Raw genomic sequence first — 11,792 nt, 5'->3', positions numbered from 1 at the left:
GAAGGAGGCACTTCTTGCTGTTTTGAATGGAACCTCTGGTTATGAGGAAGTAAAAATCAACGACCGTACCTTTATTTTCACAGCGAGAGATGAAGAGGGTAAGATAATAGGCTATGGTGTGATGATTGAAGGAAGTGGTTTTCAGGGACCTATTAAGATAATGGTTGGATTTAATACCGACGCTTCTGAAGTTACAGGTATAGAAATTCTTGAGAACGTCGAGACCCCTGGCCTTGGCAATAGAATAGTTGAGGATTGGTTTAAGAAGCAATTCACAGGCACAACCCCCCCTATTGAAGTTTTGAAAGGTAAGGCGCCAGAAAATAGGTCTCAGATCCAAGCAATAACTGGTGCTACGATATCTTCTAAGTCTGTTGTAAAAATTGTTAATGATGCTGCTCAGATTTTAAAAAATTATATCTCTGGTGGTGGGACTTCCTGTAAAGAAGAGGAGCTCGAAACCAGTTTTTCAAATTGTTTTCCGCATACTCGACTGGAGAAAGTAGAGAATTATTATCTGATCAAAGGTACTGATAAAGAATTGGTTGGGTATGGTGTTATCTCTAAAGCTCTTGGTTACAGCGATACAGTCACCATTTTCCTGGCGGTGGATAAGGATATGAAAAAGATTCTCGGGGTTATCCCCCTGTCAGGGGAAGTGATGTCTGAGAGAACAAGATTTGAGGGATTTTTCAGGAGTCTGAATAACAAAGATTTGCCTCTCCGGTTGAGTGATGTTGACGTGGTAAGTGGTGCTACTGTAACACAGGATGCTGTAGTTTCTGCTGTAAACAAAGGTTTTGAAATTTTAAAAAAGGAGATTAGATAATGGCTCCTAAAAACAGAAGTCTTGGGTATGAATTTATTAAAGGCCTTTTTAGAGAAAACCCAGTCCTTGTTCAGCTCCTGGGTCTTTGTTCAGTACTTGCGGTTTCCAACACTGTTATAAACAGTATTTCGATGGGGCTATCTGTACTCTTTGTTCTATTTTTCTCTTCCTTCGTAGTTGGGCTTATAAAGGATTTTGTGCCCAATGAAGTAAGGATCCCCGTGTTTATTATTGTGATTGCTACCTTTGTTACCATTGCAGACCTGTTTTTAAAGGCGAAGTTTCCTGATATTTCAAAAGCCCTTGGGCCATACATTCCTCTAATTGTTGTGAATTGTATAATAATGGGTAGACAGGAGGCCTTCACAAGAAGGAACAAGCTTATCGCATCTTTGATGGACGCACTCGGAATGAGCTTTGGCTACATCATCGCGATTGTTGCAATGGGAGCCATTCGAGAACTCTTGGGCTTTGGTTCGATTTTTGGATACAAGGTTTTTGGGACGTGGTATAAGCCTATCCTTGTAATGATTCTACCTCCTGGTGCGTTTTTAACTCTTGCGATTTTGATTGGGTTTATGAACTTTGTAACTAAAAAGGAATAGGAGGAGTAAATGTTAAAGCCTTTAATAATATTTTTTGCTGCTGCAATAACAAACAATTTTATACTAACTTATTTTTTGGGTCTCTGCCCGTTTCTCGGTGTTTCAGCGAAGGTGTCTTCAGCTATAGGGATGGGATTCGCAGCAACCTTTGTCATGACGATGACTGCAATAATAACAAACCTTCTGGATCATTTTGTTTTAAGGCCATTGCATCTTGAATTTCTTCAGATAATTGTTTTTATTTTTGTAATTGCAGTTCTTGTGCAGTTTGTAGAAATGGTTGTTAAAAAGTTTTCTCCACATCTGTATAAGGCTCTTGGGATATTTCTCCCCCTTATCACTACTAACTGTATAGTCCTGGGCCTTGCGCTTCTTGGATCAATGAGGAATTATAACCTTATTGAAAACACTTTCTGGGGATTGGGTGCCGGTGTTGGCTTTACCATAGCGTTGCTTCTTATAGCTGGCATAAGGGAAGAACTGGAGACAAGAGATGTACCGAAGGCATTGAGAGGTGCACCTATTACACTACTAATTGCGGGGCTTATGGCCTTTGCTTTTATGGGCTTTTCTGGGGTAGTTTCTCTACAATAAGGAGGATTGCAAATGAATGTGGTGATTTATAGTTTGCTTCTTGCCCTTGGCCTTGGGCTCTTTTTTGGCTTTTTTTTAGTGTTTTCCTTTAAAAAGCTTGCGGTTCATGAAGATCCGAGAGTTGAGAAAATTTTGGAAATTCTTCCAGGTGCTAATTGTGGTGCCTGTGGATATGCTGGATGCGCTGATTATGCTGAGGCACTTGCAAGTGGAAAGGAGACAAACGTCGGAAAATGTGCACCTGGTGGTCAGGAGGTTGCCGATCAGATTTCACAATTTTTGGGCCTTAGTGTGGTGTCTGTTACGAAGCTTGTGGCAAAAGTTATGTGCAATGGTTCAAAGGAAAATGCTACTCGTAGAGCAAATTACAACGGTATTGAATCCTGTAGGGTAGCTGAGTTTACTTTAAAGGGAGATAAAGGTTGTGTTTACGGATGTCTTGGTTTCGGTGATTGTGTTAAAGCTTGCCCCTTTGGCGCAATGTATATGGGAGAAGATGGATTACCCAAGGTGATAGAAGAAAGATGTACCGCCTGTGGGAAGTGCGTTGAGGCATGTCCAAGAAATATCATTGAACTTGTTCCTGTAGATAGAAAAGTATTTGTGTTCTGCAAAAGCCTCGATAGAGGGCCTGTTGCTAAAAGCCACTGTAAGGTTGCATGTATCGGGTGCGGTCTATGCGTAAAGAATGCCCCTGAAGGTTCGATGAAGCTTGAGAATAATCTCGCTTATATTCTTGAGCCCGATAAGGTTGACGAAGTGGCTGAAAAAGTTGTTGGTGTTTGTCCAACAGGAGCTATAGCCATTGATAAGAAATTTGCCGAGGTAAAGGTATATTGAATAAAGAAAGTTTAAGGGGTATTGTACTGAAAAAAGTTGGAGAAAACAGTTATCTTGTAAAGATATTGAGGGAAAATGGAACATGTTCGGCCTGTGGATTTTCAAAGTTCTGTAGCCTTGGGGGTAAAGATAAGGGTGAAGATATAATAGAAGTTCGCGGCAATGGACTTTCACCAGGTGATGAGGTTATCTGTGAGGAGAAAATAACAGGGATTATCTTTGCTACTGGATTGATTTTCTTGGTTCCAATTATCGCATTTCTTCTGGGGTATTATGTGGGTGTTTGCGTTAAGTTTTCTGAGCCAATTTCTGCCATTTTTGGATTTGCACTGATGGGAGTCTATTTTCTTATTCTACGGTTATTTGATAAAAAGCTTACAAAATCACTATTTAAATTTGAGGTCAAACGTAAAAGTTAAGCCTGTCAGTTAACAGCTTGCTCAGTTTGTTGTTGTAAACTTCCGAAAGCCCTGCTTCGTGTATTATGGGTTGATTTATAAGACCACGGTAAAGAAAAGTCAAAGCATATTTAGCGTCAAGTTCTGTTAATTTGGCTTCGAGTTCGCCAATTCTTTCCTCAATATCTTCCTTCGTACCGTTTGAAATTTCATTAAGTGTTAGTCCTATTTCGTAAAGAAGCTTCTGCTTCAAATTAAATTTACTTATCATATTTTCTATTAGCTGCAAATATTTTTTGCCATACTTCTCAAGAATAAAGTCGTAAAGCAAAAGATCTATGTAAGTTCTGATTAATTTTATACTGCTTGCTGATTCAAGTAAATGCTCAAAATTAATATTTACGCTTTCTTTTGTTATAAGTTTGTAGAGATATAAATTAGCGCTAAACCCGATTTCGCTTGTGAAATCTTGTTTTTCGAGGGTTTCTCTTCTTCTCTTTTCTATTGACTGTTTAAGTGGGAGAGGATTGGCAGAATATACCACAAGAGTCTCAAAAATTTGGATTTCCGCGAGAATTTTTTCCCTCAGGCTTTTAAAGTTCTGAACCTCCATGAGTAACTTTTCCAGCTGAGAGAAATTCCCTGTAAAGGTGTAGATTCTTATGAGATATTGAACCGCTTTTTCTTTGAGGGGTATGTTGGCAGATTTTTTTGCAGAATCAAGTATTTCAAGCAATTTTGGTGCGAGGTAGTCGTGCTCTCCAAGGTAGGACCTTATGCCGTATAGCAGCAATAAGTATTTTTGCTCTTCAGCTTCCAGTTTCATTTCTCTTGCATATTCCAAGGCCCTTTCAAGGTAACTGACGCTTATTGCATATTCTCCAAAATTAGAGTATATCATGGCGAGGTTCATTGAGATATGGGGGATAAGGTGAGTTATATTCTCGGCTTTTACTAATTCTAAGGTTTTTTCAAAGGTTATTCTGCTGTTTTCCACATCCTGAGTTATAAACTGTGTAGTTCCGTAATTTAGCATTATAGATGCTAAGTACTCTGGATTGTTAGATAGTCTCGCATGATAAAGAGCAATCTCGAAGGTTTCTTTTGCTTTTACGTATTGCTTCAATTGCGTGTAGCATTTACCCAGATTCCCATAAATTTTCGCAAGAATCTCATGGTTTTCAACTTGTTTCATTATTTCAATTATCTCTTCATAAGTCAGAATAGCCTTTGTAACATTATTCTCAAAATCTTGATAGTACAAGGCTTTATAAATCATAGCGTTTGCAAGAATCTCGCTGTTTTTTATCTGGTTTGCAATCTTTTGGATCTCTTCAATGTTTAGAAGCAGATCTGTTTTTTGTTCTAATTCGTGCTGGATCCATGCGATTTCCAATCTAATTAAAGCCTCTTCGTATTTTTCGTTGTACCTTATGGCTAACTCTAATGCGGTTTGCAATTTACTAAGTGCTTCTTCGAACTCGCCATCGCACCTTAAGCACATTCCCAGTTGCCTTAAAAGGCTTATTTTTTCAGAAATGTGTAGTTTAAATTCGGCGATTTCAAGGATTCGTTGAATGTACCTTATCGCTTTTTTAAACTCTCTTCTCTTTATAGAGTTTTTGACGAGAAGTTCCATATATGGTATAGCTTTACTTTCCATTCCACCACTAATATAGTGTTCATATAAAACTTGTGGATTTAACCTCGATGTTTCTTCAGGGTTTTCATCCAGTAATTTTGCAATTTTGAAGTGAAGTTTAATTCTTTTTTCTCTGGGGATTTGTGAGTACATAATTTCTCGAATGAAGGGATTTGGAAATCTAAAAATGGTATAAGGAATGACCTCTTCAATATATCCCATTCTTGAAAGATTATCAAAAATTTCTAAAGCTTCGGAAATGGATAGGTCTAATGCTTGTGCTATAAAGGAAACAGAAAAATCGATATTGTAAACTGCACAAAAATCAAGGACCTCTTTTTCCTTTGGACTTAGATATTGGATTTCCTCAGCTAAGGGAAGTGCCACACTCTCGGTTATAGCATAGTAAGTGTCGCTCAATATCCACTTTGTTTCACCAGGTAAGAGTTTTTTGGACATGAGTAAAACATTTAGCAGTTTGTCTACGTATAGAGGTCTGCCACCAGTTTTCGCCATAACCCAGTTAAGAAACTCTTCGTCGGGTTCGAACCGTAGTATTTGCCAAAGAACAGTTTTTACCTCCTCTCGCCTCAAAGGATTTATTTCCAAAATATGGATTTCGGTAGTAGCGGTTTTGAGGCTCTCTATTAGATAAGATTGCGCTCTGGAGGTTATCACGACAGAAATTTGTGATCGATTATCTTGTTTTAAAATTCGTGCAAGGTGTTGCAAATTCCTTGTGGTCAATAGATGCCCGTTGTCAATAGTGATTAGAAGCCTTTCGTTTTCTGTAAATGTCAGAAGCATTTCTTCTACTATCGATAATGCTCTGAATTCGTTCACGGTTATTGTAATTGCAGTTGAACCGCTGGAAAATTCTGGGAGGAAAAATGAGATTTCATTTTTAAACCTTTCGTCCTTTGGTGTAAAGTTTTTCTCTATAACAAGACTCCTTATTATTGCTTTTAGTAGCGGAAAGGGATGGGAAATATCTTTCTCACTAATTTTGACATCAAGAGTTTTGAGATTTAACACCTTTGCCAGTTTTAAAGTTTCTTCTAATAATCTTGATAACCCTGCCCCTTTCACGCCTTTAAGTATTATTATAAAATTCTTACCTGTAGAAAATTCCTGTAAGGATTTTGAAATAAAGTTTATTTCCCTATCCCTTCCAATGATTCTGACATCTGAGAGGGATATACTTTTGGTCTCTTCTTGCGTTTCACTTCCGAAAATTATTTTCCCTCTTCCCGATCTTTTACTGATTAAAGATCGCTCGTCCGCCTTTTTTATCAACTCTTCTGGTGTGATAGCGTCAATGGGGAATTGAGAAATGCCAATACTCAGAGAGATTTTTAAATTTTTAGAAGGTCCATATCCTGCATTTTCCAGTTGGTTTTTTATTCTCTCCGCTATTTTGACCGCTTCATCTATCGAAATATCTGGAAGGATTATTGTAAATTCATCCCCGCCATATCTAAATATAAGATCCGACTCCCTAACAATTGCCTTAAGTTTTGTTGAAAACTGTTTCAACACATCATCGCCTACCTGGTGACCAAAATTGTCATTTATCATTTTAAAGAAGTCCATGTCAATAAATAGGAGACTGACCGGTTCGCCTTTTCTTTTTGCACGGGAAATCTCTTCGTTAATTTTAATTATGAAATAACTGTGGTGATATAGATCTGTCAGTGGGTCCTTCAGAATAATTTCTTCCATCTCGGAAGTATATTACTTATTTTATAACAAAAAAACTGAATGTCAAATTTTTTAATTTTCCGTTTCTATCAATGTTCGTCAAATCGATGTTATAATTTAGCACGTGGGGGTTAGAATTAAAGTTAAAGTTCAACCGGGCTCCAGAAATTACGGGATAAAGTATACAGATGGTGTCTATTTTGTGCGAATAAAGAAACCACCAGTGGAAGGGAAAGCCAACGAGGACCTTATAAATTTTGTTTCTGATAAACTCGGAATAAGGAAAAGCTCAGTAAAAATTGTTTCAGGGATTCACAGCAAGTTGAAAATAATTGAAATTTCTGAAAACCTTTCTGAAGAGGAGATTCAAAGGAGGCTTAGATGAGAATTTTTGTGGAAATAATCCTTGCCTTTTCACTTGGGAGTGTAGATTCTTCAGGATTAAAGATTGTTTCCGAAGACTTGCGTTCACCTATATCGGACTTTGTCTTCAAAACTTTAACTAACAGTGGTGATGGTGAAACAGTGCTGTTTGGTTCTCTGGTTTATTGGTCATTCTGGGGGGATTGTCAGGAATCAGCGATGAGGTCTTATGTGGTTGGTCTTGGTGCAACATCGTTATTTGTTCAGGCAACAAAGTACATTACGAACAGGGAGCGGCCCGATGGCCGTAATAATAGAAGCAATTCTTCTTTTCCTTCAGGACACGCTGCCACTGCTTTTTACATAGCCTCTTTTTACAGTTCATTGCATTCCGAGTACAAAGTCCCACTGTATCTTTGGGCAATGGGTGTCTCTATTTCCAGGGTTTATTTACGCAGACACTGGCCATCAGATATTATTGTGGGTGCCATAATAGGTTATGCTGGTGGAAAGTTGTTTTATAAAATCAGGGAAAGATTTTAATTTTCTGTTTATATTAAAGAACGATCCTTGAAAACTTGAGATTTATTAACCTCCTCAAAACCAAAGGCTGTTTAAGCATATGTCACCGTTAAACCCAAAGGAAAACATTATGGAGTGGTTTGACAAGCTTTTGTAAGCGTTTCTTTTGCATCCAAACTAAAAAACATGATACAACGATGGGTGTAAGTTCATCAATGCCAACTATGCCTTGTGATTTAGATTGCGTTTTTATGCAGAGTTTTAATCGTTGTATAATAACTTGCGCTTCATCATAATCCTGAGAGGGGTTTACATCTACCATAATGATCTTTTTGGGCTCTCTAAAACCTGCCTGATACTATATAATAATGGATAAAATGGATATCGCCAGTCGATCCAGCATTAAGCCTGAGAGGAGGATTGTAGCAGTTTTATTTGGTGATATTAAGGGGTTTACCACTCTTTCAGAGTTTTTAGATCCTGAGGACTTGCAAGAACTGATTGATGGGATTTTTGGTAAGTTCAAAGAGATTATTGAAAAAAATGGTGGGTACCTGGATAAGTTTATTGGTGATGCTGTGATGGCTGTTTTTGGAGCACCAATTTCATACGGTGATGATGCGAGACGAGCGATTAGCACCGCTATTTCTATGCAGAACTATCTGGAAGAGGTAAATGGTCTGAGAGGAACAGATATTAAAATGAGAATTGGAATAAATGTGGGAGAGGCCCTCTGGTCTTCAATTGCAGGCGAAAAGCCCACGGTTCTTGGCGATACTGTTAATGTGGCACAGAGAATTCAGGACATAGCAGAGCCGGGGAAAATATATGTAACCGATTCTGTTGTAAATTTGACCTTTCAGAATTTTTACTTCAAAGATGTGGGTAGGGTCAGGGTGAAAGGCAGAGAAGAGCCGGTGAGAATTTTTGAGGTTGTTGGTGAAAAAACTGGCGAGAGTGAATTCTCTGTCCGAGGTCGATTCAAGACCCCATTCGTTGGAAGAGAAGAAGAAATTCGCAAACTTGAAAAGTGGTTTTTAGATAGGGTGAGTAAACCTGGAATACATTTTGCAGAAATTACGGGAGAAGCTGGTATTGGGAAAACCCGTTTATGTTCAGAATTCAAGGGTAAAATTTCAGTTACTCTGCCTGAAGTCAAAGTTTCTTTTCTTAGGTGTGACCCGATTAAGCAATTGCCTCTTTATGCCTTCAGAAAAATACTTAAGGACTTGCTTTCGGCATTGATGCCCTATACGCCGAAAACCAAAGAAAACCTTTCTCAATATTTACAAAAAAGCCATGCTCTCTCTAAAATAGACTCAGATATCTTGGGAACAAAGATCTTTGATTTTCTCAATGAAGAGATGCAGTTTTCTGATGAGTTGATGAAGGAGTTTCTGGTAAGCATGCTTGGATTATTTGAACTTTTGGTTAAGGATATCAGTAAATTTGTTATTTTTCTTGATGATTGTCAGTTTATTGACAGTGAATCAAAGTATTTTTTAAACGAGTTATCGAAAAAGGTTTTTCTGGGTAGCGTGGTTGTTTTGTGTATTTCAAGGGAACCACTTGGATATTTTCCCATAGATTTCGGAATGGAATTGAAGGGGCTTGGTGAGGATTTTGTCAAGAAAGTTTGCGGGACAGTGTTGCAAGTTGATTTGAACTCTATTTCTGAAGATTTCATTAGCAGGATGCTTGAAAAAACAAAAGGGAATCCTTACTTTGTGGAGGAACTTATTTACTTCTTAAGGGACAAAGGCCTCCTTGAATTTAACCCTTTGCGAATCAGAGCAGAGGAGTACGAAATACCTGAGACTGTAACAGGTTTGTTGGTTTCCTCTGTTGATAGTCTTCCGGAACATTTAAGGGAAGTTTTGAAAATTGCTTCAGTAATTGGAAAGCATTTCTGGCGAGGGGTTTTGGAGTCTGTTACGGGAAAGACCATGGGTGATGAGTTGAACGAATTAGAGAGAGAAGGTTTTATTATTTCTCAGGAGGTTTCGTTTATTCGTGGTGATTTTGAATACATATTTAAGAATGAACTCTTGCGAGAGGCGGTTTATTCTCTAATGACAAAGAGGGAAAGGGAAAAACTGCACCGTTTGGTAGCACAGCAATTGGAAAAGATTGAAGATAAGGATGAACACATGCTTTATATGGTGGCTTATCACTACGAGAAGGCTGGTGATTTTACAGATGCCACCCGATACTACGAGGAGGCTGGAAATGTAGCTTATTCCAAAGGATTTTACTCCTATGCCCTTAATTGCTATAAGAATCTCGAGGAAACACCGGAAACTGCTTATAAAATCGCCCAGTGCCTTGAGGGCCTTGGTGATTTTGAGAATGCATTGAACTTGCTAAATTCTTATATTGGCAAGCTTGATGACGGATCTTTACTTAAACTCAGATACGAAATACTTCTCTCGGGTATTTATGAGAAATTATCAAAATTTGAGGAGGCCTTCAAATATCTCGAAAAGGCTGTTAATTCTGCAAATCCAGAGATAAGTTCCTATTCTAATTATAAGAAAGCGTGGGTTTATTGGCGAATAGGCGATCATGAAAATGCGAGGAAGTATGTTAACATAAGTATTGAAATTATTGAAAAGTATGGTTTAAGTACCTGGGATGCTTTAAAGACTCTTGGAGCGGATTTTAATTTGTTGGGGAATATTGAGCAGGTAAACGATAATTATGAAAAGGCAATCTCCTTTTATGAAAGGGCCAAGTCTATTTTCGAGGAAATTGGTGAATTGACAGCGCGCGCAAAAATTTTGATTAATTTAAGCCAATTATATTTGAAATTATGGAAACTCGATATTGCTGAAAGCTACTTACAGGAGGCACTGTCTGTCATAAAGAACTCTGGAAGCAGGTTCTTGTTGGCTGTTGCCATGCATAATCTGGGAAGGGTTTACTTTAACAAAAGGGACCTTGAAAAAGCGAAGGATTACTATGAAGAAGCGAGGAAGGTTTTTCTTGATTTGAAATTACCGGCCTATGTAGCTGAGTCTTCCATCAATCTTGCCAATATTTATCTTGAGTTGTTTGATTTTGAAAAAGGTAAAAAACTGCTGGATGAGGTCATTTTGAGTTATCCTGATTTACAGCCATCTCGAATTGGATTAATTTTCTTTTTAAGCGGCATATTAAACTACAGGTTGGGAAAATTTAAAGAAGCAAAGGAATTTTTCATAAAATCGGAAGAAATCTTTATCAAACTTTATGATAACAAAAGGCTCTTTCAGACAAAGGTTTATCGTGCTATACTTGAATGCTTGCTGGGTAATTGTGAAAGCGCAGTGAATTTCTTGAAGGAGGCTAAGGAATTGGAAGCTTTCTTTGAGATGGGCCTCCGAAAGGCCGAAGCTATCCTTTATGCTGCAATTGTAGAATATATTTGTAGAGGAAAAATAAATTATTTAGATTTTGAAGATTTGAGTTCCTTAAGGAGCTTCGTTGAAAAGGGCTCAGAGGAATTGAGGATATCATGGTTAGCAATTTGTTCCATTTTAGGAGGTAAGGTCGAAGTTGAAGCGAGCGATCTTATTCATGAAGAACCATTAAAGCTTCTTATAGATTTTTCGATATTTCCTAAGATTAAAGATCAGAAGAGTAAAGGTTACCTTTTGGGCATGCTGAAGGAAAGAGGCTCTCATCTATTGCTTGAATTTTTGAAGAGATTTAATTGAAAGTACCGTACTTGACTTGTTGAATTGTTGAACTTATAACTTAATGGGAGGTGAGTGATGAGGTTTTTTAAAGTGCTATTTGCCTTGGTTTTAAGTTTTGTGTTTTTTTCCTGTAAAGAACCTGTTAATACATACGATGATGAGGCTACTGCTGCCACTGGTGAGTTAAGTCAAACTGAGGAAGATATAAATAATAGTGATGCGGCGGTTCAATTGGCTCAACTGCCCGAACCGGATGGTACTCCTATTTTAGTTGGCATTGATAAGGGTTTCTGGGTCAAAGATCTTACGGATCCAACTCCCTTTATAAATATTGTGAATCTCTTTTCCAACATATACTTAAGAAGCGATACTGTTTATGGAGAATGGTTTTATGAAGGTACCGCTTGGATACACAGAGGACTCTCCGATACAAACCTCGTCCGTCTGATTTGGGTCAATAGCTTGTCAGATACACTCCGTTTGACCCTATATGTGGATAGTACCGACGTTATGACTTCGTATAGACATGTTCTCAGGGGCGAAATAATTCTTGAGCGGAATGGAGTTAACATATTCTCTTCAGCGTTTTCTGTAACCAGTACCAGTGTTGATGTGGCG

The 11,792-nt window shown here is 38.0% G+C and carries 10 protein-coding genes; 9 read left to right on the top strand and 1 reads right to left on the bottom strand.

The window, feature by feature from the left end; translation table 11 throughout:
* From QMD82_07645 to QMD82_07625, 5 genes are all read left to right on the top strand, one after another.
* The coding region (locus QMD82_07645; protein ID MDI6851788.1) for an FMN-binding protein at window positions 1-829 on the top strand (829 nt) is incomplete at its 5' end.
* Complete coding sequence (gene rsxE / locus QMD82_07640; GenBank protein ID MDI6851787.1) at window positions 829-1,434, top strand: electron transport complex subunit RsxE; 606 nt, start codon at window positions 829-831, stop codon at window positions 1,432-1,434. The genes QMD82_07645 and rsxE, both read left to right, overlap by 1 nt.
* Window positions 1,435-1,443: 9 nt before the next feature.
* Window positions 1,444-2,028 carry an electron transport complex subunit RsxA gene (gene rsxA, locus QMD82_07635; protein ID MDI6851786.1) on the top strand — a complete coding sequence of 195 codons (585 nt, stop codon included), beginning with the start codon at window positions 1,444-1,446 and terminating at the stop codon, window positions 2,026-2,028.
* A gap of 12 nt (window positions 2,029-2,040) precedes the next feature.
* Entirely contained in the window at window positions 2,041-2,868 is an 828-nt protein-coding gene (locus QMD82_07630; protein ID MDI6851785.1) for an RnfABCDGE type electron transport complex subunit B, read from the top strand.
* Window positions 2,865-3,287 (top strand): SoxR reducing system RseC family protein, encoded by a 423-nt coding sequence (locus tag QMD82_07625; protein MDI6851784.1) that lies wholly within the window; start codon window positions 2,865-2,867, stop codon window positions 3,285-3,287. Before QMD82_07630 ends, QMD82_07625 begins: the two co-directional genes overlap by 4 nt.
* On the opposite strand, the gene QMD82_07620 is transcribed toward QMD82_07625, so the two are convergent.
* Entirely contained in the window at window positions 3,271-6,630 is a 3,360-nt protein-coding gene (locus QMD82_07620) for a diguanylate cyclase (GenBank protein ID MDI6851783.1), read from the bottom strand. The two genes, QMD82_07625 and QMD82_07620, sit on opposite strands and share 17 nt — an antisense overlap.
* 103 nt (window positions 6,631-6,733) lie before the next feature.
* Here QMD82_07620 and QMD82_07615 point away from each other — a divergent pair, with 103 nt between their 5' ends.
* The 4 genes from QMD82_07615 to QMD82_07600 all read left to right on the top strand — a co-directional run.
* Window positions 6,734-6,994: a DUF167 domain-containing protein gene (locus QMD82_07615; protein MDI6851782.1), complete on the top strand. Its 261-nt coding sequence runs from the start codon at window positions 6,734-6,736 to the stop codon at window positions 6,992-6,994.
* Window positions 6,991-7,515, top strand: coding sequence for a phosphatase PAP2 family protein (locus tag QMD82_07610; protein MDI6851781.1), 525 nt, complete (start codon window positions 6,991-6,993; stop codon window positions 7,513-7,515). Before QMD82_07615 ends, QMD82_07610 begins: the two co-directional genes overlap by 4 nt.
* Window positions 7,516-7,871: 356 nt before the next feature.
* Window positions 7,872-11,192 (top strand): adenylate/guanylate cyclase domain-containing protein, encoded by a 3,321-nt coding sequence (locus tag QMD82_07605; GenBank protein MDI6851780.1) that lies wholly within the window; start codon window positions 7,872-7,874, stop codon window positions 11,190-11,192.
* Between the two features lie 57 nt (window positions 11,193-11,249).
* Window positions 11,250-11,792, top strand: a 543-nt coding sequence (locus QMD82_07600; protein ID MDI6851779.1) for a hypothetical protein, incomplete at its 3' end; no start/stop codon positions are given.

The sequence above is a fragment of the bacterium genome (assembly GCA_030019025.1).
Lineage (GTDB): Bacteria > Hydrothermota > Hydrothermia > UBA1063 > UBA1063 > UBA1063.
Note: the sequence above shows the minus strand (reverse complement) of the source record. Positions and strands in the feature narration are given on the sequence as shown.